At 68.4% G+C, this 20,205-nt stretch carries 24 protein-coding genes; 23 read left to right on the top strand and 1 reads right to left on the bottom strand.

Annotated features, from left to right (window positions below; translation table 11 throughout):
- Positions 1-124 precede the first annotated feature (124 nt).
- Genes ACFOYY_RS32180 through ACFOYY_RS32145 form a run of 8 tightly spaced genes read left to right on the top strand, consistent with a single transcriptional unit; the run spans position 125 to position 6,647 of the window.
- Positions 125-1,042, top strand: a complete 918-nt coding sequence (locus ACFOYY_RS32180) for an urea transporter (protein WP_386194817.1) — start codon at positions 125-127, stop codon at positions 1,040-1,042.
- A gap of 28 nt (positions 1,043-1,070) precedes the next feature.
- Complete coding sequence (gene ureA, locus ACFOYY_RS32175; RefSeq protein ID WP_362779676.1) at positions 1,071-1,379, top strand: urease subunit gamma; 309 nt, start codon at positions 1,071-1,073, stop codon at positions 1,377-1,379.
- A complete protein-coding gene (locus ACFOYY_RS32170; protein WP_362779679.1) occupies positions 1,376-2,128 on the top strand; it encodes a sirohydrochlorin chelatase in 753 nt (250 codons plus the stop codon). Before ureA ends, ACFOYY_RS32170 begins: the two co-directional genes overlap by 4 nt.
- Positions 2,118-2,591 (top strand): urease subunit beta, encoded by a 474-nt coding sequence (ureB, locus tag ACFOYY_RS42520; protein WP_449343628.1) that lies wholly within the window; start codon positions 2,118-2,120, stop codon positions 2,589-2,591. Before ACFOYY_RS32170 ends, ureB begins: the two co-directional genes overlap by 11 nt.
- 5 nt (positions 2,592-2,596) lie before the next feature.
- A complete protein-coding gene (gene ureC, locus ACFOYY_RS32160) occupies positions 2,597-4,315 on the top strand; it encodes an urease subunit alpha (protein WP_386194814.1) in 1,719 nt (572 codons plus the stop codon).
- On the top strand, positions 4,312-5,034 hold the full coding sequence (locus tag ACFOYY_RS32155; protein WP_362779684.1) for an urease accessory protein UreF: 723 nt from the start codon (positions 4,312-4,314) through the stop codon (positions 5,032-5,034). Before ureC ends, ACFOYY_RS32155 begins: the two co-directional genes overlap by 4 nt.
- A 24-nt stretch (positions 5,035-5,058) precedes the next feature.
- Entirely contained in the window at positions 5,059-5,694 is a 636-nt protein-coding gene (ureG, locus tag ACFOYY_RS32150; RefSeq protein WP_362779687.1) for an urease accessory protein UreG, read from the top strand.
- A complete protein-coding gene (locus tag ACFOYY_RS32145) occupies positions 5,676-6,647 on the top strand; it encodes an urease accessory protein UreD (RefSeq protein ID WP_386194811.1) in 972 nt (323 codons plus the stop codon). The genes ureG and ACFOYY_RS32145 overlap by 19 nt, the downstream gene beginning before the upstream one ends.
- A gap of 19 nt (positions 6,648-6,666) precedes the next feature.
- On the opposite strand, the gene ACFOYY_RS32140 is transcribed toward ACFOYY_RS32145, so the two are convergent.
- Complete coding sequence (locus ACFOYY_RS32140) at positions 6,667-7,878, bottom strand: ammonium transporter (RefSeq protein WP_362779692.1); 1,212 nt, start codon at positions 7,876-7,878, stop codon at positions 6,667-6,669.
- 666 nt (positions 7,879-8,544) lie between these two features.
- Here ACFOYY_RS32140 and ACFOYY_RS32135 point away from each other — a divergent pair.
- The 15 genes from ACFOYY_RS32135 to ACFOYY_RS32065 all read left to right on the top strand — a co-directional run bounded on the left by ACFOYY_RS32135 (position 8,545) and on the right by ACFOYY_RS32065 (position 20,175).
- On the top strand, positions 8,545-8,874 hold the full coding sequence (locus ACFOYY_RS32135) for a PadR family transcriptional regulator (RefSeq protein WP_386194808.1): 330 nt from the start codon (positions 8,545-8,547) through the stop codon (positions 8,872-8,874).
- 2 nt (positions 8,875-8,876) lie between these two features.
- Positions 8,877-9,278, top strand: coding sequence for a DUF1048 domain-containing protein (locus ACFOYY_RS32130; protein ID WP_352014980.1), 402 nt, complete (start codon positions 8,877-8,879; stop codon positions 9,276-9,278).
- Complete coding sequence (locus ACFOYY_RS32125) at positions 9,278-10,042, top strand: ABC transporter ATP-binding protein (RefSeq protein ID WP_352014979.1); 765 nt, start codon at positions 9,278-9,280, stop codon at positions 10,040-10,042. Before ACFOYY_RS32130 ends, ACFOYY_RS32125 begins: the two co-directional genes overlap by 1 nt.
- 10 nt (positions 10,043-10,052) lie before the next feature.
- Positions 10,053-10,814 carry an ABC transporter permease gene (locus tag ACFOYY_RS32120; protein ID WP_386194805.1) on the top strand — a complete coding sequence of 254 codons (762 nt, stop codon included), beginning with the start codon at positions 10,053-10,055 and terminating at the stop codon, positions 10,812-10,814.
- Between the two features lie 371 nt (positions 10,815-11,185).
- The gene (locus ACFOYY_RS32115) at positions 11,186-12,391 is read left to right on the top strand and encodes a cytochrome P450 (protein ID WP_386194803.1); all 1,206 of its coding nucleotides are present in this window, start codon (positions 11,186-11,188) and stop codon (positions 12,389-12,391) included.
- 62 nt (positions 12,392-12,453) lie between these two features.
- The gene (locus tag ACFOYY_RS32110) at positions 12,454-12,960 is read left to right on the top strand and encodes a methylated-DNA--[protein]-cysteine S-methyltransferase (RefSeq protein ID WP_352014976.1); all 507 of its coding nucleotides are present in this window, start codon (positions 12,454-12,456) and stop codon (positions 12,958-12,960) included.
- Between the two features lie 10 nt (positions 12,961-12,970).
- Complete coding sequence (locus ACFOYY_RS32105) at positions 12,971-13,462, top strand: RNA polymerase sigma factor (protein ID WP_386194800.1); 492 nt, start codon at positions 12,971-12,973, stop codon at positions 13,460-13,462.
- Positions 13,459-14,058 (top strand): methylated-DNA--[protein]-cysteine S-methyltransferase, encoded by a 600-nt coding sequence (locus ACFOYY_RS32100; RefSeq protein WP_386194798.1) that lies wholly within the window; start codon positions 13,459-13,461, stop codon positions 14,056-14,058. The genes ACFOYY_RS32105 and ACFOYY_RS32100 overlap by 4 nt, the downstream gene beginning before the upstream one ends.
- Positions 14,055-14,777, top strand: coding sequence for a 2OG-Fe(II) oxygenase (locus tag ACFOYY_RS32095; protein ID WP_352014973.1), 723 nt, complete (start codon positions 14,055-14,057; stop codon positions 14,775-14,777). Before ACFOYY_RS32100 ends, ACFOYY_RS32095 begins: the two co-directional genes overlap by 4 nt.
- Positions 14,774-15,223 (top strand): hypothetical protein, encoded by a 450-nt coding sequence (locus tag ACFOYY_RS32090; protein WP_386194796.1) that lies wholly within the window; start codon positions 14,774-14,776, stop codon positions 15,221-15,223. Before ACFOYY_RS32095 ends, ACFOYY_RS32090 begins: the two co-directional genes overlap by 4 nt.
- A complete protein-coding gene (locus ACFOYY_RS32085; RefSeq protein ID WP_386194794.1) occupies positions 15,220-15,873 on the top strand; it encodes an alpha-ketoglutarate-dependent dioxygenase AlkB family protein in 654 nt (217 codons plus the stop codon). The genes ACFOYY_RS32090 and ACFOYY_RS32085 overlap by 4 nt, the downstream gene beginning before the upstream one ends.
- Before the next feature lie 440 nt (positions 15,874-16,313).
- The gene (locus tag ACFOYY_RS32080; protein WP_386194792.1) at positions 16,314-17,486 is read left to right on the top strand and encodes a diaminopimelate decarboxylase family protein; all 1,173 of its coding nucleotides are present in this window, start codon (positions 16,314-16,316) and stop codon (positions 17,484-17,486) included.
- Positions 17,483-18,406, top strand: coding sequence for a spermine/spermidine synthase domain-containing protein (locus ACFOYY_RS32075; protein WP_386194790.1), 924 nt, complete (start codon positions 17,483-17,485; stop codon positions 18,404-18,406). Before ACFOYY_RS32080 ends, ACFOYY_RS32075 begins: the two co-directional genes overlap by 4 nt.
- Positions 18,403-19,221, top strand: a complete 819-nt coding sequence (locus ACFOYY_RS32070) for an SAM-dependent methyltransferase (RefSeq protein ID WP_386194788.1) — start codon at positions 18,403-18,405, stop codon at positions 19,219-19,221. Before ACFOYY_RS32075 ends, ACFOYY_RS32070 begins: the two co-directional genes overlap by 4 nt.
- Positions 19,222-19,257: 36 nt before the next feature.
- Positions 19,258-20,175 (top strand): spermine/spermidine synthase domain-containing protein, encoded by a 918-nt coding sequence (locus tag ACFOYY_RS32065; protein ID WP_386194786.1) that lies wholly within the window; start codon positions 19,258-19,260, stop codon positions 20,173-20,175.
- The last annotated feature ends 30 nt before the right edge of the window (positions 20,176-20,205 follow it).

Below are 20,205 nucleotides of genomic sequence, written 5' to 3'. Positions count from 1 at the left end.
CGTCCTTCGGCCGGACAGGCGAGAGCTCTGACGGCGTCATCCGACAGCGGTGGAAACGGCTGGGTTCATGTCATCGGCGATGCCCCAGGCCTCTGGGCCTGCTTCACGCTCGCCCAGTGCGAACGTGTCCGGCGGGCTGCCGGTGATCCTGAAAGGCGTCGCGCAGGTCATCTTCCAGGCCAATCCGTGGACCGGACTGGCGTTCCTGATCGCGCTGTTCGTGGGCGGCTGGCGGTTCGGCCTGTTCGGACTGCTGGGCACGGTCGTCGCCACACTCACCGCGTACCTGCTGGGCGTCTCGTGGGCCGACCGGGTCGCGCTCGGGCTGGAGGGCTTCAGCGGCACGCTGACCGGGATCGGACTGGTCCTCTACCTTGACGCCAGATGGATCACCGTCCTACTGGTGGTCTTCGGCGCGGTCGCCGGGAGCGTCCTCACCTCAGCCTTGAACGTCCTGCTGAAGCCGTACGGCCTGCCCGCGTCCACCGCGCCGTTCTGTGTGATCACCACGGTGATGGTGGTCGGGGGGCCCGCGTTCGGCAGAGTCTGGAACCGGCACGCGGGCGCGGCTCCCCCGTCCGTGAAGGCACCTGGCATCGAGATGGACTGGACCCACCTGTGGCAGGGCACGCTCAGCGGTGTCGGTCAGGTGATGTTCCAGGGCCAGTGGTACGTCGGCCTGATCTTCCTCGTGGGCCTGGTGATCGCCGGATGGCGGCTGGGCCTGGTGGCCCTCATGTCCAGCCTGGCCGGTCTGCTCACCGGCTGGCTCCTGGGTGCTCAGGCCGCAGACCTGGGAGCCGGGCTCTACGGCTACAACTCGGTGCTGACGGGCATCGCCCTGTTCGGCACATTCGTCGTGGCCACGCCGGTCAGCGCCGTGTACGCGCTGATCGGCGTCGTCGCCGCGGCGGGTTTCACGGCGGGGGTCGGCAACCTGCTCACGGTGACCGGAGGACACACCCTGACCTGGCCGTTCGTGCTGGTGACGTGGGCGTTCCTGGCAGCGGTGCCGATGTTCTCCAGGCTTGAGTACGCGTGACGCGTGATCCGTTCAGAAAGGAACTCTCATGAACCTCACCCCCAGGGAGACGAGCAAGCTGCTGCTCTTCACCGCCGGCCAACTGGCGCGGCAGCGCAAGGACCGCGGTCTGAAACTCAACTATCCGGAGACGGTCGCGCTGATCAGTTGTGCGGTCGTCGAGGCCGCGCGGGACGGCAAGTCCGTCGCCGAGTGCATGGAGCTGGGCAAGAAGATCGTCGGCCCGGACGACGTCCTGCCGGGCGTACGCGGGATGCTGACGTTGTTGCAGGTCGAGGCGGTGTTCGACGACGGGACCAAGCTGGTCTCCTGCCACGATCCGGTCGGCGGGAAATGACGTCGCCCCGCTACGGAACCCTGCTCGCGGGCGGCGCCGAGAGCCTGGGCGGTTCCTGCCTGCCGTCGCTGCTGGGTCCGGACGCCCCGGCGGTGTGCGGGGCGGGCCGCGCGCTGTTGTCGGCGATCCCGCCGGATCCGACCGTGGTGGTGCCGATGACGCTGGGCCGGGAGCCGGAACTGCCGGATGTGACCGCCCAGGCGCTGCGGTGGGCGGCCCGTGGCCGTACGACAGGCGACCTGCTCCTCGCACGGCCGTTGGCCGACTCCGGCCACATGGTCGGCTGGCTGCGGGGAGCGATCGTGCACGCGAGGTTCGACACGCCGGCCACCACGGCCGTCCTGCTGGTGGCGCCCGCGATCGGGCCCGAGCCTGACGCCGAACTGTTCAGGGTCGCCCGGCTCGTCCGGCAGTACACGCCGGTCCGCTGGGTCGAGGTCGCGCTGACCGGAGGAGACCCGGACGTGGACGAGGGCGTCGAACGCTGCCGTGCGCTCGGCGCCGAGGAGGTCGTTCTGCTGCCCGCCTCGTTCGCCCCGGCGCCCGCGCACGCGGAGGCGCGCACGCTGGGAACCGTGCTCGGGCGGGCCTCGCTCACCACGCTCATCGACCGGCGCGCCGCCGAGGCCGTGTGTCGCTGGAGCAGCCACCGCGACGACGGCCTGGCGCGGCGGACACCGCACACCCACACCCACGAGCCCCGCCGGTCGGCGGAACGTCTGAAGGAGAGACACACCCATGTCGGATGATCCGTACATCTACGGCGAGGGCGACCTCAAGCTGAACGTCGGTCAGCCACGCGTGACACTCACCGTGCACAACACCGGCGACCGCGCCGTCCAGATCGGCTCGCACTTCCACTTCTTCGAGGTGAACCGGGCCATGAACTTCGACCGGAAACAGGCCTTCGGCATGCGCCTGGACATTCCCGCGGGCACCGCCGTCCGCTTCGAGGCCGGCGACACCAAGCAGGTCACCCTCGTGGAGTACGGCGGAGGCAAACGCCTCGTGGGATTCGGTGGCCTGCTCAACGGCAGCATCCGAAGCCTTCAGGCCCGCCGCGACGCGTTCAAGCGCATGCACGAACGCGATTACCTCGACGAGCCGGAACCACAGGCGGCCAACCAGCCCAACCAGACCAAGCAGGTCAAGCAGTCCAAACAAACCAGACAGGCCAAGAAGCCGGGCACCGGCACGAAGCAGAAGGGCTGACCCGGATGACCAGCATCAGCCGCCAGCGGTACGCCCAGATGTACGGCCCGACGGTCGGTGACAGGATCCGGCTCGGCGACACCAACCTCGTCGTCGAGGTCGAGAAGGACCACACCGAGGGCCACTACGGCGACGAGACCCAGTACGGCGGCGGCAAGACCGCCAGGGACGGCATGGCCGCCGACCCGGCCTCGGACGGAACCGTCGCCCTCGACCTGGTCATCACCAACGCCGTGGTCATCGACCCGATCCTCGGCGTCGTCAAGGGAGACATCGGCGTCAAGGACGGCAAGATCGTCGGAGTGGGCAAGGCCGGCAACCCGCACACCCAGAACGGCGTCGACCGGCGCCTGATCGTCAGCGCCGCCACCGAGGTGATCTCGGGGGAGAACCTCATCGCCACCCCCGGCGCCATCGACACCCACGTCCACCTCATCTCTCCCGCGCAGGTCGAGAACGCCCTCAGCAACGGGATCACCACCCTCGTCGCCGGTGGCACCGGACCCGCGGACGGCAGCCGCGGCTGCACCACCACCCCCGGTGCCTGGAACATTGGCCGCATGCTGCAGGCCTTCGAGGACCTCCCGATCAACATCGGCGTGCTCGGCAAGGGCAACAGCAGCCTGCCCGGCGCGCTGGAGCGGCAGATCCGGGCGGGTGCCTGTGGGCTGAAGGTGCACGAGGACTGGGGCGCCACCCCGGCGGTGATCGACTGTTCGCTGTCGGTCGCCGACGAGCTCGACATCCAGATCACCCTGCACACCGACACCCTCAACGAGGCCGGTTTCGTCGAGGACACCATCAGCGCCATCAACGGGCGCGCGATCCACACCTACCACTCCGAGGGCGCCGGTGGCGGCCACGCCCCCGACATCCTGCGGGTGACCGGCGAGCCGAACGTGCTGCCCGCCTCGACGAACCCGACGCTGCCGTACACGGTCAACTCGGTCGACGAACTGCTCGACATGACCATGGTCTGCCACCACCTCAGCTACGACGTGCCCGAGGACGTGGCCTTCGCCGAGAGCCGGGTGCGCGCGGAGACCATCTCCGCCGAGACCGTTCTGCACGACCTGGGCATCATCAGCATCGTCGGCTCCGACTCCCAGGCGATGGGCCGCATCGGCGAGTCGTTCACCCGCGCCTTCCAGATCGCCCACCACTGCAAGGACAAGCGGGGCCCGCTGCCGGAGGACTCGGCCCGCAGTGACAACTTCCGGGTGCTGCGTTTCATCGCCAAGCTGACGATCAATCCGGCACGGGTGTCGGGAGTGGACCACACGATCGGCTCACTGGAGGACGGGAAGCTCGCGGACATCGTGCTGTGGCCGGTCGCGTCCTTCGCCGCCAAGCCGAAGATGGTCATCAAGGGCGGCCTGATCAGCTGGGCCCAGATGGGTGACGCGAACGCCTCACTGCCGACCCCGCAGCCCGTCTGCTACCGCCCGATGTTCGCCGCGCACGGCAGGGCACTGGCCGAGACGTGCGTCACCTTCATGTCGGGCGCGGGCATCGAGGCCGGTGTGCCCGAACGACTGGGGCTGCGGCGCATGATCCGCCCGGTCAGGAACTGCCGCACCATCGACAAGCGGCAGATGGTGCGCAACTCGACACTGGGCAACATCCAGGTCGATCCGGAGACCTACAAGGTGTCCTTCAACGGCGAACACGTGCACATCGAACCCGCGAGGAAGCTCCCGCTCAACCGGCTGTTCTTCCTGTGACGAGCGTCGACCAGGCCCGGGGAGAGGAGACGGGCCTCGCCTCGCTCCTGGCCCAGCTCCAGCTGACCGACTCGGGCTTCCCCAGCGGGATGTACACGCTCTCGCACGGGCTGGAGGGGTACGCGCAACTCGGCCTGGTCGAGCCGGACGGGCTGTACGGCCTCCTCACCGACCTGCTGCGCCACATGGCGGGCCCGGCGGACGCGTCCGCGCTCGTCCTGGCCCACCGCGCGGTCCGCGCCGGTGACTGGGAACGGCTCGGGGAGGTCGACCGGAGACTGCACGCGATCAAACTCGTGCGGGAACAGCGCACCGCGTCGGTGCGCACAGGACGCCAGGTCCTCGACACGGCGGCGTTCGCCTTCCCGGTCCCCGAGGTCGCCCGGCTCGCCGAGCTGGTCGCCCGCAAGGCCACGCCCGGCAATCACGCGGTCGTCATCGGTACCGTCCACGCCGGTCTCGGTGTCTCCGAGGCGCAGGCCGTCGCGGGCGACCTCTACGCCTTCGCGGCGAGTTTCACGACCGCGGCGGTCCGCCTGGGCCGTACCGACTTCCGGCGCGCGCAGGCGCTGCTGCGTGATGTCCGGCCTGTCCTTGAGGCCGTCGCGCTCGCGACGCTCGCCGTCGACGATCCACTGGACCTGCACAGCTCGGTCCCCGTCGCCGACGCCGTCGCGGCCGCACACGAGCGGGCTCCGGCCCGGCTGTTCATCACCTGACCGATCACCGGAGGAAACGGCACGATGAAAATGGAAAAAGTCTTCAAGGTCGGGATCGGCGGTCCCGTGGGTTCAGGCAAGACCGCGCTGATCGAGGCTCTCGTCCCCATCCTGCGGGACAGGGGCCGCAGCATCGGGGTCATCACCAACGACATCTACACGCAGGAGGACGCCGAGCACGTCCGCCGTACCCTCGCCGGAATCCTCGAACCCGAACGCGTCGTCGGCGTCGAGACCGGCGCCTGCCCGCACACCGCCGTCCGTGACGACCCGACGATGAACCTCGCCGCCGGAGCCGACCTGCTGGAACGCTTCCCCGACATCGACCTGCTGCTCTTCGAGAGCGGTGGTGACAACCTCACACTCACCTTCAGCCCGGTGCTGGCGGATCTGTACATCTTCGTGCTCGACACCGCAGAAGGCGAGAAGATGCCGCGCAAGCGCGGTCCCGGCACCACGAACTCCGACCTGCTGGTCATCAACAAGATAGACATAGCCCAGTACGTGCGCACCGACCTGGGGGTCATGGAACGCGACGCGCGGCTCGTGCGCGGCGACGGGCCGGTCATCCTCACCGACTGCCTCACCGGTGTCGGCGTCGGCGAGGTCGCCGACCTCATCCAGAACCGGGCCAGGACCGCATGTACCGCTCCGGCCTGATCACGCCCAACGGAGGGGGCTCCACCTTCGACCGGCTCGCACCCGAGCGCTACGAACCGCACTGGATTCCCGAACCGGTCCGGCGGCACTCCACCCAGCCCGACACCCTGCCGGTCGGTTGCCCCGGCAAGGTCGGTGTGCTGGAGCTGGAGTTCCAGCGGACAGACGAGCGGACCGAGCTCACCGGGCACTTCCAGAAGGCGCCGCTGCACATCACCCGTCCGCACTACTACGACCCGATGCTGCCCGGCATGCCGTACGTCATGCTCATGATGTCCGGCGGCGGTGTGCTCCAGGGGGACCGCTACCGCCTCGACGTCTCCTGCGGCGCCGGCGCGTCCGTGCACCTGACCACACAGGGCTTCACCCGGCTCCACCGGATGGAGCGGAACCACGCCACGCAACTCGTCGAACTGGACGTCGGGCCCGGCGGTTACCTGGAGTACCTGCCCGATCCCACGATCGCCTTCGGCGGCAGCCGCTACTACCAGCGGACCGTCGTCACCGCCGCACCCGACGCCACCGTCGTGTTCGGCGAGATGATGATGGCCGGGCGGCTGGCCCGCGGGGAACGGCACGCCTACACGGCGTACTGCACCGACACGGAGATGCGGGAGTCCAACGGTGAGCTGGTGTTCGCCGACCCGCTGCGGCTCGTCCCCGGCGACGGGCCGGTGGACGGGCCCGCGGTCATGGCCGGTTTCGGCGTCATGTCCACCCTGTACGTCGTCACCGGCAGCCGTCCTCCCCAGGAGGTCGCCGACACGATGCACGAGGCTCTGACCGGCACCGGGCTGCGTGCCGGGACGGGCGTGCTGCCCGGTGGCCGGGGCGCCTGGGCGCGTTTCTTCGGCGACCGTTCCCCCGAGGTTCTGGCCGCCTGCCACGGGGTCTGGGACACCGTCCGCCGCGCCCTGATCGGTGTGCCCGCCCCGGCGTCGCGCAAGCCGTGACCCTGGGGCGGCGGACGGGTCAGTCGATACGGAGCTCGCTGTCCAGTCCCTCGGTCTGCTCGTTCTCGGTCGCGCGGAGTCCGAACAGGCGGTCCACGGCCTTGCCGATGAGATACATGAGCACGAAGCTGTAGGCGCCGACGGCGAGAATCGCGACGAGCTGCTTGCCGAGCAGTGAGATCGACCCGCCGTAGAACACCCCGGCGGTCGTGCTGCCGTACCTGCCGGTGGCGAAGAGGCCCAGCAGCACGACGCCGACGATGCCGCCCGCTCCGTGGATGCCCACGACGTCCAGCGTGTCGTCGTAGCCGACGGTGGTCTTGATCTCCACGGCGTAGGCGCAGACCACGGCGGCCACGATGCCGATGATCGTCGCGCCGAGAAGGTTGACGTATCCGCACGCCGGGGTGATGGCCACCAGCCCGGCGAGCGCGCCGGTCGTGCCGCCGAGCCGGGAGAAGCGGCCGAACCGGTGGCGTTCGAGCATCATCCAGGTGATCATCGCGACGCAACCGCACATCATCGTGTTGGTCACCGCGTTGACCGCCAGCGCGCCGTCGGTCATGGCCGACCCGCCGTTGAAGCCGAACCAGCCGAACCACAGCAGCCCCATGCCGGTCATCACCATCGGGACGTTCCTCGGCTGCGGCGGCCCCTCCCGGCGGAACCGTACGGACGGGCCGAGCACCAGCGCCAGGGCCAGGCCGGAGATCCCGGAGTTGAGCTCGACGACCAGGCCCCCGGCGAAGTCGAGCACTCCCCAGCGGTGGAGCCATCCGCCTTCGGAGAACACCCAGTGTGCGATCGGCAGGTAGACCAGCGTGACCCAGACAACCCCGAGGATCATCCAGGGTCCGAGCCGGACCCGGTTGGCGACCGAACCGCTGATCAGCGCGAGGGTGATGATGGCGAAACTGAGCTGGAAGAGTGAGAAGACGTACAACGGCACCTTGCCGTACAGCGTGGACGGGGTGGTGCCGAACGACCAGTCGCTCCAGCCGAGCAGCCCGGCCCCGCCCACGTCTCTGCCGAAGGCCAGCCCGTAGCCGTACAGGAACCAGATCACCGTCACCACGGCGATGGCGACGAAGCTCATGTACAGGACGCTGATCAGGTTCTTCGCACGGACCATGCCGCCGTAGAAGAGCGCGAGACCCGGTGTCATGAGCAGCACCATCGTGAAGCTCACGAGCGCCCACGCGGAGTCCCCGGTATTCAGGCCAGATGGCATGTCAGAGCTCTTTCGGTATGCGGGCCGTGGAGTGATTTATGACCCTCGTCATGCCACGCGAAAACGCTTCGTGAAACCTTTCCATGTCCCGGCCTGATCCTGTGGAGATCCTTTGCCGATGGCGTGTGCGAATGAAATGGTGTCGCAGGTCACCGGCAGCCTGTGGCGTTCCTGACGTGGATGGATGCGGTTTCACGACCTTCTTGCACGACTGCGGTGATTCGCGGCCACAGCGAAACGGTCAGGACGTTCGGCTTCTCGTCGCAGGATTTGACAATGGTCCGGGTCCAGTCAGAGAAACGCTGTGAACATTCCAGCCGTGGGCATTGGGCCGCACTGGAAAAGCTCATCGGACACGCTCGGGAAGAGCCGCGCATCCGCCGTCACCGAGGCCGGGGGAAGGCCGACCGCGCCGGCCACGGTCACGAGGCCGAACTCCTGACCTCCGCCCGCTGCCGGGCGCCTCACCGTCTGAGGCGACGGTCGTTGCGGAGCCGTACGGCCTGGGCCCTGGTCTTCGCGTCCCCCTGGCGCCCCCGCTCCCTCGTGGAGCGCTCGGAGGCTCACGGATCAAGGTCGCAGGTATTTGGTGTTGCTAAGTACCGGTAGTCAGTGTTACTTTCTACTGGTACTTAGCAGTATCGAGTAGCTGAAAGGGGGCACTCCATGGGCAAACAGGCCACGGAGATGCTCAAGGGAACACTGGAGGGCATCGTCCTGGCGATCCTCTCCACCCGGGCCGCCTACGGCTACGAGATCACAGCATGGCTGCGTGAACAGGGCTTCTCCGACATCGCCGAGGGCACCATCTACGCACTGCTGGTCAGGATCGAACAGCGCGGCCTGGTCGATGTGGCGAAGGTCCCCTCGGAGAAGGGGCCGCCACGCAAGGTGTACTCCCTGAACGCCCAGGGGCGGAAGTACCTCGACGAGTTCTGGAGAACCTGGGCATTCCTCGCCGAAAGGCTTGAACAACTCCGCGAAGGGAGCAACTAGACATGACCAGAGAACCGGACGAGTCGAAGAGCCGCTACCTGAAGTACCTGGAGGTCGTCACCGGGTCGCTGGAGGAGAAGAAGCGCTACCGGCAGTACAAGGCACGGATCAAGCAGCTTCCCGAGAACTACCGCATCGCGGTCGAGGCGCTGGAGCGCTACCTGATGCACTTCGGCCCGGTCGACGGCGCGGGCGCGATGGAGATGTACGAGGACCTGGCCGACCTGTTCGAACAGAGCGTGTCGGACGGAACCCCGATCCGCGACGTCTTCGGCGACGACCCCGTGGAGTTCGTCGAGGCCTTCATCCAGAACTACCCGGCCGGGCAGTACCGGGCCCGCGAGCGCAACCGCTTCACCGACGCCGTCGCCCGCGCCGCGGGGGAGAAGGACAGGACCGTCTGATGACGACACAACAAACCCCCGCCATCCAGGTGCGGGACCTGCGGAAGTCCTACAAGGACCTGCACGTCCTGCGCGGCGTGGACTTCGAGGTGGCGCGGGGCAGCGTCTTCGCGCTGCTCGGCTCCAACGGCGCGGGCAAGACCACCGCCGTGAGGATCATGTCCACCCTGCTCAAGCCCGACGCCGGAGTCGTCCGCGTCAACGGCTTCGACGTCACCACCCAGGCGGCGAACGTCCGTGAGTCGATCAGCCTGACTGGGCAGTTCGCCGCGGTCGACGAGATCCTCACCGGCCGGGAGAACCTCATGCTGGTCGCCCGCCTGCGCCACCTCGCCAACCCCGCCCAGGTCGCCGACGACCTGCTGCGCCGCTTCTCCCTGACCGACGCCGGGGGACGCAGGGCGGCCACCTACTCCGGCGGCATGCGCCGTCGCCTCGACATCGCGATGAGCCTCATCGGCGACCCGCCGATCATCTTCCTCGACGAACCCACCACCGGCCTGGACCCCCAGGCCCGCCTGGAGGTCTGGCAGACCGTCAGGGACCTCACCGCCCAGGGCACCACGGTCCTGCTCACCACCCAGTACCTCGACGAGGCCGAACACCTCGCCGACCGGATCGCGATCCTCCACCAGGGCCGCATCATCGTCGACGGCACCCTCGCCGACCTCAAGCGGCTGCTGCCGCCCGCCAAGGTCGAATACGTGGAGAAGCAGCCGTCCCTGGAGGAGATCTTCCTCACCCTCGTTGGCACGAACACCTAGGAACCCCCCCATGACCAGGCACTTCCTCGGCGACACCGCCGTTCTGCTGGGACGATCCCTGCGCCACGTCACCCGAAGCGTGGACACCGTCATCACCACCGCGATCATGCCGGTCGCCATGATGCTCATGTTCGTCTACGTGTTCGGCGGCGCGATCAACACCGGCACCGACTCCTACGTCAACTACCTGCTGCCCGGCATCCTGCTCATCACCATCGCCTCGGGCATCGCCTACACCGCGTTCCGGCTCTTCACGGACCTCAAGAGCGGCATCTTCGAACGCTTCCAGTCCATGCCCACCGCCCGCTCGGCCGTCCTGTGGGCGCACGTGCTGACCTCCCTGGTCGCCAACCTCATCTCCCTGGCCGTCGTCATGCTCGTCGCACTGGCCATGGGGTTCCGCTCCAGCGCCCCCGTGACGGCCTGGCTCGCCGTCGCCGGCATCCTGGTCCTGTTCACCCTGGCCCTGACCTGGATCGCCGTCATCCCCGGCCTGTCGGCCAAGACCGTCGAGGGCGCCAGCGCCTTCTCCTACCCGCTGATCTTCCTGCCCTTCCTCAGCTCGGCCTTCGTCCCCACCGCAACCATGCCCGGCCCCGTGCGCGCCTTCGCCGAGCACCAGCCGGTGACCTCCATCGTCAACGCCATCCGCGCCCTGTTCACCGAGCAGCCGGTCGGCACGGACATCTGGATCGCCCTGGCCTGGTGTGTCGGCATCCTCGTCGTGGCCTACGTCTTCGCGATGAACACCTACCGCCGCAAGATCGCCTAGACCGTGTCAACGACAGGAAGGAGGGCCGCGACGCGGTTCCCCTGAGCGGGAAACAGCACTTCCCCGGCGCGTCTCGCGTCGCCGGCCGGAGAACTTCAGAAGATTCACGCGAGACGAACACCAGGCTGTGAACAGGTCCCCCGGAGCAGGATCCCTGCCCGTGTGAGTGACGAACGGCCTCCCCGCAGAAGGCGTCGATGACTCCGCCGGATGCCGATGTCTCCCTCGATGTCGTTCGCGCACCAGGCCGCCACCGGCCGGGCAGAGCACGCCCTTTCCCGCACCGCGCCCCTGGAACCGCACCGCACCGCACCGCGCCCCTGGAACCGCACGCCACCCCTGAGCAGCACCGCACCCTGGAAGGAAAGACCATGTCCGAGTCCCCCCACACCGCCATGACGATGCCGACCGCGCGTCAGTCCGGCTGTCCCTTCGACCCGCCCAAGGAGCTGATCGAGGCCCGCGAGCAGAGCCCCATCAGCCGTCTGACCTTCGCCGACGGGCACCAGGGCTGGCTGGTCACCGGCTACGACCTGACCCGTTCCATCCTGGCCGACCCGCGCTTCAGCTCCCGCAAGGAGCTCATGGTCCACCATCCGATGATCGACTATGGCGACGTCGAGGTTCCCCCGGCGCCTCCCGGCGAGTTCCTCCTCATGGACGAACCGCGGCACGGCCGCTACCGCAAGCCGCTGGTGGGCAAGTTCACCGTACGGCGGATGCGCCAGCTCACCGAGCGCGTCGAGCAGATCACCGCCGACCACCTGGACGCCATGGAACGGGCCGGGACGACGGCCGACCTGGTGACCGCGTTCGCCAAGCCCGTCCCCGCCATGGTGATCTGCGAACTCCTCGGCGTGCCGTACGAGGACCGGGACTTCTTCCAGGAGCACATCGACAACTTCCTCGGCGGAGAGGTCAGTGACGAGGTACTGATCGCCTCCTACCTCGCGGTCCAGCGGTACCTCGCGGAGCTGGTGGCCGCCAAGCGCGCCAACCCCACCGACGACGTGCTCAGCGACCTCCTCGACAGCGACCTGACCGACGAGGAGCTGAAGGGGATGGCCCTGATCCTGCTGTCGGCCGGCTTCGACACCACCGCGAACATGCTGGCGCTCGGCACCTTCGCGCTGTTGCAGAATCCGGAGCAGCTGGCCGCGCTGCGTGCCGACCCCACGCTCGTCGACCAGGCCGTCGAGGAGCTGCTGCGCTACCTCAGCGTCGTCAAGCATTTCTACCGGGTCGCCCTTGAGGACGTCGAGGTGGGCGGCCACATCATCACGGCGGGCACCATGGTCATCCTGGGCCTCAACACCGCCAACCGCGACCCCGAGCGTTTCCCCGACCCCCACAGGCTGGACCTCCGGCGACAGGACGGCGGGCACCTGGCCTTCAGCCACGGCATCCACCAGTGCCTGGGACAGCAGCTCGCCCGCGTCGAGATGCGTGTCGCCTTCCCCGCCCTGCTCAACCGCTTCCCCACACTGCGCCTGGCCGTACCGGCGGAGGAGGTCGCCCTGCGCCCGGAGATCGCGGACGTCTACGGGGTGAAGAGCCTCCCGGTCACCTGGTCGTAAAACCGCCGTCTCACGTTCGGGGCGTCCCGTACGTCTGCAGGGTGAGAGCGAAAGGAGCCGGTATGAACACGCGACACACCGTGGTGGACACCACCCTGGGACCGGTCACGATCGTCGCCGAGGGTGACGCGGTCACCGGCCTGTACTTCCAGCACCACACCCGCCGTCCGGCGCAGGAGACGTTCGGCGCCGTGGCCGTCGGCGACGCCCTGCTCACCGAGGCCGCCACGCAGGTGAGGGACTACCTCGCCGGCCGCAGGCAGGCGTTCGCCCTGCCGCTGCGGGCGGCCGGGGACGCCTTCCAACAGGCGGTGTGGAGCATCCTGAACGAGATCCCGTACGGCGAGACGACGACCTACGGCCGTGTCGCGGAGCGACTCGGCGACCGTGGCCTGGCGTACCGCGTCGGCCAGGCGGTCGGCGCGAACCCGCTGTGCGTTCTCGTGCCCTGCCACCGCGTGCTCGGCGCGAACGGGAACCTCACCGGGTACGCCGGGGGACTGGGACGCAAGCGGGCCCTGCTGGAACTGGAGGAGCCCGCCCAGGTCACAGCGGGACGCCTGTTCTGATGGGATCGAGATGAAGCAGCCGTTCGAGAAGGTGGTCGCGCGGCACGGGGCGACCGTGCTGCGCGTCTGCCGCGCCCTCCTGGGCGTGCACGACGCCGACGACGCGTGGTCGGAGACGTTCCTGTCGGCCCTGCGCGCCTATCCCGACCTGCCGGAGACGGCGAACGTGGAGGCCTGGCTCGTCACCATCGCGCGCCGCAAGGCGATCGACGTCCACCGGGCCACGAGGCGGAACGCGGTCGCCGTCGAAGACCTTCCCGAGACGCCGAGCGGTCTCGGTGTCCCCGGCGGTGACGACATGGACCTGTGGGACGCGGTGGTGAAGCTGCCGGACAAGCAGCGTCAGGCCATCACCTACCGGTACCTCGCCGGGATGTCGCACGCGGAGATCGCGGCGATTCTCGGCGGCACCGCCGAGGCGACGCGCAGAGCCGCGGCCGACGGGCTGAACACCCTCAGGAAGAGCTACCCGGGCGCTCACGCGAAAGGAGCATCCTCATGAACGACATCCTTGGCGTGCTGTCGGCGCCCGTCGACCCCGAGACGATGGCACGGCTGCACGCCCGGCTCGCGCGTGAGGCGGAGGCCGAAGGACTCGTGGACGTCGCCTACACCGTCGTCGACTCCCCGGTCGGGAGGCTGCTGCTCGCGGCGACCCCGAAGGGTCTCGTCCGGGTGGCCTACCAGAACGAGGACCACGACCGGGTGCTGGAGACGCTGGCGAGCAGGCTCAGCCCCCGCGTCCTGCACGCCCCCCGGCGGCTTGAGGCCGCCGCGCGGGAGATCGAGGAGTACTTCGGCCGCCGCAGGAGGACGTTCGACCTGCCCCTGGACCTGTCGTTGTCGCGGGGGTTCCGGCAGCTCGTGCAGGAACACCTGCCGGAGATCGGCTACGGGCGGACCCTCAGCTACCGGCAGGTCGCCGAACTCGTCGGCAGTCCCAAGGCCGTCCGCGCCGTCGGCACCGCCTGCGCGACCAACCCCCTCCCCGTCGTCGTTCCCTGCCACCGGGTGCTCCGCGCCGACGGCTCCCTCGGCGGCTACATCGGCGGTCTCGACGCCAAGACCACCCTGCTGAACCTGGAGGCCTCGGCATGACGACGAGGGTCGATCCGTGGCGCGAGCGCGTCGACGCCGCCGACTGGGCCGCCGTCACGGCCGAGATCGACGAGTACGGCGGAGCCCTGCTGCCACGACTCCTCACCCCGGAGGAGACCGCCGGGTTCTGTGCGATGTTCGACCGGGACGAACTGTTCCGCAGCACGATCGACATGGGCCGGTACCGCTTCGGCGAGGGGCGGTACCGGTACTTCGCGGCGCCGTACCCGGAACCGATCGAGCGGCTGAAGCAGGCGCTCTACCCGCGGCTGCTGCCCATCGCGCGTGACTGGTGGGCCAAACTCGGCCGCCCCGCGCCGTGGCCCGACACGCTCGACGAATGGCTCGCGATGTGTCACGAGGCCGGGCAGACCAAGTCGACGGCGATCCTGCTGCGATACCAGGAGAAGGACTGGAACGCCCTGCACCGCGACCTCTACGGCGACCTCGTCTTCCCCCTCCAGGTCGTGATCAACCTCAACCGGCCCGGTGTGGACCACACGGGAGGCGAGTTCCTGCTGATGGAACAGCGTCCCCGCGCGCAGTCACGGGGGACGGCCACCCTCCTGCCGCACGGACACGGCTACCTCTTCACCACCCGGGACCGTCCCGTCCGGTCGAGCCGGGGATGGTCGGCGGCGCCGGTCCGTCACGGTGTGTCCGCCATCCGCTCCGGCCTGCGCCACACCCTGGCCCTCGTCTTCCACGACGCCGCGTGAGCGCCGTGGCGCGGCAGGAGCTCGTCGCCCTGCGTGATCTCGCCCACGCCCGGAGAGGGAGGTGGGTGGCGATCGGCGGCGGCAGGACGCCGGAGGCGGTCGCGTTCGCCGACGCGTTCGCGTCCCTCTGGGAGGAAACCGGCGGAGAGGTCGTCGAGACGGTCGCGTGGCCGGAGACGGCCGCGTCGTGGCTGCGCCACGCGAGGCGCTTCGCGGAAACGGACGTGGACCTCTGGATCATGACGGGCCCCCCGGCCGGGTGGGCGCGGATGGTCCGGAGGTTGTTGCGCTCAACCCGGTGGCGGCCGGAACGCACTCTCGTCACCTCGGACATCGGCGATCGCGCGGTCGTGGAACTCGCCGGTGCGGACGATCTGGACGGTCTCGCCGGTGTGGACGCCCTAGGGGCATCATGGTTCGTCGAAGCAGGAAAAATCATACGGTGATCCCGTTCGCCCCTTCTGTTCCTGAACTGGGGCCGGGCGCGAGGTTGGTGCCCGGCTGGCTGACACTCGACCAGCAGGCGTGGATCGTCCGGCGGTTCCGGTCGTGGGCGCGGGGGCCGGTTCCGATCCGCGCCGCGAAGGTCCGTGGCCACAAGATGTCGGTACGCACGGTCTGTCTCGGCTGGCACTGGCAGCCCTACCGGTACACGCGAGAGGCGACGGACGTCAACGGCGCCCGCGTGCTGCCCTTCCCCGACTGGATGGGGAGGCTCGGCAGGCGCGCGCTCCGCGAAGCCGGGTACCCGGAAGAGGAGGCCGCGGGTTACGCGCCCGACACGGCCCTCGTCAATCATTACGACGACAACGCCCGTATGGGAATGCACCAGGACAAAGACGAGCGGTCCCTCGCTCCCGTCGTCTCGCTCTCCGTCGGCGACGCGTGCACGTTCCGGTTCGGCAACACGGAGAACCGGGGCAGGCCGTACACCGATCTGCTGCTCGGCTCCGGTGACCTGTTCGTCTTCGGGGGCGCCTCCCGGCTGGCCTACCACGGCGTCACCCGTGTTCACCCGGGCACGGCGCCGGACGGATGCGGGCTGGACAGGGGCAGGATCAACATCACCATGCGCGTCACCGGCCTCGACGGGTGACGTGTCCGAAAACGAATAAACTCCCCTGTCCTTTTTGAATTCCGGCGACGGGACGCGGCGAACATTTTCTTGTTTCCAAGTAGGGATTTATCCGGCCGTTGATCGGGGAGGGCGTTCGCGGGCGCGGTCCCATATGGAATGTGTGAACTTCACTCATTGGGTGTGAAAACTTCACGAGCGAGATAGGGGAACTTCGCCGAATGCCTGGTCGTGCCGGGGAACCCCACCCGGTGGTGCGTGACCTGCGCCGATGCGGAGTTATGCGGAACCTGAAAGAGGGGCCTTGACTCCCTCTTCTTGCTCGATTAGTAATAGTTACGGTCAAGTTACGCGAGCCGCCAAATAGTCACGGCCGGGTCGCGCCGCCCCCGCTGTGGGCGGAAAGCAACGGCACTCCCCTTCGTCATCCCGGTACCCGTGTCCTAAGAGGGAGAATTCTCATGCGTGACCGCCTGACCTCCGTCGTCTCCGAATTCGGCACACCGTGCTATGTGTACGACGAGAACCTGATCGACAGGAACGTCAGCCGATTCACCGGCCTGGCATACCCGGAGAAGGCGGTTCACTTCGCCTCCATGGCCAACAACAACCCCCGGCTCCTCGAACTGGTCAGGCAGCGGGGCCTGGGCATCTTCGTCAACTCCCTGAAGCACATGAAGCTGGCTCTGAACTGCGGTTTCAGCCCCAGCGAGATCATCTACACCTCGACGGGGGTGCGGCGCGAGGACCTGGCGTTCATCGTCGAGCACGGGGTGGCCGTCAACCTGGACTCGATCGGCCAGCTGCGGCTTTTCGGCGAGGTGAACCCGGGCGGACGCTGCGGTATCCGGCTGAACATCGACGAGAACTCCCTCGACAACGTCTTTATCGGCGCCGAGAGCCGTATCGGCGTCCTCGAAAGTGAATTCGAGAAGGTCATGGCCACGGCCAAGGAGTACGACATCACCATTGTCGGAACGCACGTCTACCTTGGTACGAACATTATCTCCCTGGCGACCATGATGCAGGGGGTCAAACGCACCCTCGAACTCTCGAACCACTTCGCCGACCTCGAATACGTGGACCTGGGCGGCGGCTTCCCGGTCAGGGGCGACGACGCCATCGATTTCGACTACGCCGAGTACGACAAGAGCATCAGCGAGGTTTTCAACGCCTACTCGAAGGAGCGCGGCCGTCCGATAAAGCTCATTCTTGAGCCCGGACGCTCCCTCTTCGGGGACACCGCTGTTTTCTGCACCTCCGTGCTCGACGTGAAGGAAAGGCCGGACCGCTTCCTGGTCTGCTGCGACGCCAGCGCGACCCTGCTTCCGCGGTCGATGTTCTACAACGAGTTCCACAACGTGGACGTCCTGGGCAAGAGCGGAGCCGTGCTTGAGAAGCCGGTCGACGTCGTGGGATCGACGACGTACTCCCGCGACTTCCTGGCCAAGGGCATCCACCTGCCCGCGCTGGAGCCCGGGGACGTCCTGGTCTTCGACCAGGCGGGAAGCTACTGCTACTCGATGATCACGCAGTTCCTCGGCCAGACCGAGCCGTGTGAGGTGCTGCTCGACAGGAGCGGCGAGCCCACGCTCATCCGGTCCCGTGAGCAACTGATCGGGAGCGACCGTTGACCGACGGACGCTGGTCGTTCGAGGAGATCGCCCCGGGCGAGGCTCACCGCCACCGGATCGTCGCGGAGGTCCACTCCACCAGGAGCGCCTTCCAGCACATCCAGGTGCTTGAGACCGAGAGCTACGGCCGGGGCCTCTTCCTCGACGGACGGATCCAGCACGTCGCCGCGGACGAGTACATCTACAGCGAGAGCATGGTCCACCCGGCCATGTTCCTGCTGGGGGGTTCCTGCGAGCGGGCACTGTGCATCGGGGCGGGGCCCGGCGGTGTCGTGCGCGAGCTGTTGAGATACCCCGGGGTCGGCGAGGTGGTCCAGGTGGAGATCGACACCTCGGTCATCGACGTGGCCCGCGACCACCTGCCCCACGTCGGCACCGAGCACTGGTCCGACCCCCGGGTCCGGCTCCGGATCGCGGACGTGCTGGAGTACCTCGACGACGAGCCCGGCCGGTTCGACCTCATCGTCAACGACCTGAGCGAACCGCTGCCCGGCAGCCCCGCCTCCGAGGTGTTCTCGGCGCGGAGCGTCGGCCTGATGCGGTCCAGACTCAGCGAACGCGGCCTCTACGTCTCGTGGTGCGGCTCGGTCGGCCCCCGCTCGTCGGAGATGGCCGCACGGATCGGCGCCGTGGTCGAGCGGGTCTTCCCGCACGCCTATCGCTACGTCACGCACCCGCAGTCGTACGGAACGGTCTGGATGACGGTCATCGGCTCCAACCTGCCGCTCGACCCGCTGGGCACCGGAGCCGCCGAGATCGACCGCCACCTCGCGGAGCGGATGACCGGCACCCTCCGCCTCTACGACGGGATCACCCACCACCACATGTTCCACGTGCCGAAGGACGTGCGCGAGGCCGTGGCCGGCGTCGACCTCGAACAGCCGATCCAGCTTCTCGTCGACGGGAGTGCCCGGACATGAAGACCGAGAACGAGAACTTCACCGCTGTCGCCCAGCTCTACGACGAGGAGATGCCGGGCAACAACCTCGTCCACGACCTCATCTACCCCGAGGTCTACGGACAGGGCGAGTACATCGGCCAGTTCAGCGACAACAGCGCCTCCGAACTCCGGCTGATGGGCTCGGCCATGAAGCTCCCGCCGGACGCGGCGGTGCTCGACATCGGCTGCGGCACCGCCGCCGTCGCGAGCTTCCTCGCAGGAGAGTTCCGCTGGAGGATCACCGGCATCGACGTGGCGGGAAGCCCGCTGGAGAAGGCGAGAGACCGGATCACCGCGACGGGGCAGCGGGAGGAGATCCGGCTCGTGCACGGAAACGTCTACGAGCAGGAGTTCGACGGACCCTTCGACGGAGCCTACGGAACCGGCGCGTTCTGCCACTTCGACGCCGCCAGGCTCTTCGCCCGCTGCCGTGAGCTCCTGCGGCCCGGCGGCTCGCTCGCCTTCCTCGAACGGGTCCGCACGGGGGAGCTGGACGAGCGGGAGTGGCACTCGCTGACCACGGAGTGGGCCTGCCCGAGTGTCTACTCGACCGGCGAGTACGCCGACCTCCTCACCGGCGCGGGCTTCGCGGTGACGGAGTGCCTCGACCTGACCGAGACCTTCCGCGACTGGCAGGACAGGTCGGTCACCGTACGGCACCGCCTCCGCGACCGGATCGTCGCCCTGACCTCGCAGGAGTACTTCGAGACGAGCACCCGGCTGGCCGACTACGAGAACGCCGTCACCAAGGCGGGAAAGCTCGGCTACGCCCTCGTCGTCGCCACCGCCCGCTGACCGTCCACACCTTCGCGAACACAACAGGGGAATCCCATGCCGGCCGGACAGGTTGTCGAACCCATCACCGCCTACGAGCGGCACGTCCACGACGTCGTGACCGTGCACCGCGCCGGCCGTACCCCGGTCCAGGAGTTCGCGATCGTCGAGCTCGGCACGTACGGCCCCGCCCTCCTGCTCGACGGGCGGGTCCAGTCGACCGCGGGGGACGAGGCCCACTACCACGAGGCGCTGCTGTACCCCGCCTACGCGATGAGTGACCGGGTCGAGCGCGTGCTGGTCCTCGGCGGCGCGAACGGCGGTGTCCTGCACCGGCTGTGCGCCCTGCCCGACCTCCGGCGGGTGGTCCAGCTCGATGTCGACGGCGAGCTGTACGAGATCACCAGGTCGATGCTTCCCCACATGCACCGGGGGGCCGACCGCGACCCCCGGTGCCGCGTCGTGTTCGGGGACCCCCGGGCTCTCGTCCGCGAGGTTCGTGAGGCAGGTGACGACTTCGACCTGGTGGTCGCCGACCTTCCCGACGCCACGGAGGGGTCGGCGACCGAACGGCTCTTCACGGCGGAGTTCTACGCCGAGGTCAGAGGTGTCCTGCGGTCCGGAGGGCTCTTCGCGACGCAGGCGGGACCCGCGCACTTCCTCGCCGCGGACTTCTTCGCCGGCACCCTGCGGACCCTGGGATCGGTCTTCCGGTACGCGACGCCGTACGCCATCTCGGTGCCCTCCTACGGAGTGCCGTGGGGGTTCGTCGTCGCCGGGGACACCGTCGATCCCGCGGGTGTGACGGAGGAGCGGGTGGCGGCGGCCATGGCGAAGGTGGACCCGAAGGCGTCCACCGTCTACGACGCCGTCACCCACCGCCACATGTTCGCGCTGGAGCGGCGGCTGCGCGAGGCGCTGGCCGACTCCGGCACAGTGGCCACGGACCGGAAGCCGATCAATGTAGTTTCGTGATCACTTCCGGCTTTCCGCACAGACGACGCG

The organism is Streptosporangium jomthongense (assembly GCF_042650425.1).
Classification (GTDB): Bacteria; Actinomycetota; Actinomycetes; order Streptosporangiales; family Streptosporangiaceae; genus Streptosporangium.
The sequence above is the reverse complement of the archived record's forward strand: the minus strand, read 5'-3'. Positions and strand labels throughout refer to the sequence as shown.

Excerpts from the sequence above, each read along its gene's own strand:
- ACFOYY_RS32080 (WP_386194792.1), top strand. The coding sequence starts at position 16,314 with ATGCGTGACCGCCTGACCTCCGTCGTCTCCGAATTCGGCACACCGTGC.
- ACFOYY_RS32065 (WP_386194786.1), top strand. The coding sequence starts at position 19,258 with ATGCCGGCCGGACAGGTTGTCGAACCCATCACCGCCTACGAGCGGCAC.
- ACFOYY_RS32070 (WP_386194788.1), top strand. The coding sequence starts at position 18,403 with ATGAAGACCGAGAACGAGAACTTCACCGCTGTCGCCCAGCTCTACGAC.
- ACFOYY_RS32095 (WP_352014973.1), top strand. The coding sequence starts at position 14,055 with ATGACGACGAGGGTCGATCCGTGGCGCGAGCGCGTCGACGCCGCCGAC.
- ACFOYY_RS32170 (WP_362779679.1), top strand. The coding sequence starts at position 1,376 with ATGACGTCGCCCCGCTACGGAACCCTGCTCGCGGGCGGCGCCGAGAGC.
- ACFOYY_RS32115 (WP_386194803.1), top strand. The coding sequence starts at position 11,186 with ATGTCCGAGTCCCCCCACACCGCCATGACGATGCCGACCGCGCGTCAG.
- ureC (WP_386194814.1), top strand. The coding sequence starts at position 2,597 with ATGACCAGCATCAGCCGCCAGCGGTACGCCCAGATGTACGGCCCGACG.
- ureG (WP_362779687.1), top strand. The coding sequence starts at position 5,059 with ATGAAAATGGAAAAAGTCTTCAAGGTCGGGATCGGCGGTCCCGTGGGT.
- ureA (WP_362779676.1), top strand. The coding sequence starts at position 1,071 with ATGAACCTCACCCCCAGGGAGACGAGCAAGCTGCTGCTCTTCACCGCC.
- ACFOYY_RS32125 (WP_352014979.1), top strand. The coding sequence starts at position 9,278 with ATGACGACACAACAAACCCCCGCCATCCAGGTGCGGGACCTGCGGAAG.
- ureB (WP_449343628.1), top strand. The coding sequence starts at position 2,118 with ATGTCGGATGATCCGTACATCTACGGCGAGGGCGACCTCAAGCTGAAC.
- ACFOYY_RS32100 (WP_386194798.1), top strand. The coding sequence starts at position 13,459 with ATGAACGACATCCTTGGCGTGCTGTCGGCGCCCGTCGACCCCGAGACG.
- ACFOYY_RS32130 (WP_352014980.1), top strand. The coding sequence starts at position 8,877 with ATGACCAGAGAACCGGACGAGTCGAAGAGCCGCTACCTGAAGTACCTG.
- ACFOYY_RS32120 (WP_386194805.1), top strand. The coding sequence starts at position 10,053 with ATGACCAGGCACTTCCTCGGCGACACCGCCGTTCTGCTGGGACGATCC.
- ACFOYY_RS32105 (WP_386194800.1), top strand. The coding sequence starts at position 12,971 with ATGAAGCAGCCGTTCGAGAAGGTGGTCGCGCGGCACGGGGCGACCGTG.
- ACFOYY_RS32145 (WP_386194811.1), top strand. The coding sequence starts at position 5,676 with ATGTACCGCTCCGGCCTGATCACGCCCAACGGAGGGGGCTCCACCTTC.
- ACFOYY_RS32140 (WP_362779692.1), bottom strand. The coding sequence starts at position 7,878 with ATGCCATCTGGCCTGAATACCGGGGACTCCGCGTGGGCGCTCGTGAGC.
- ACFOYY_RS32135 (WP_386194808.1), top strand. The coding sequence starts at position 8,545 with ATGGGCAAACAGGCCACGGAGATGCTCAAGGGAACACTGGAGGGCATC.
- ACFOYY_RS32110 (WP_352014976.1), top strand. The coding sequence starts at position 12,454 with ATGAACACGCGACACACCGTGGTGGACACCACCCTGGGACCGGTCACG.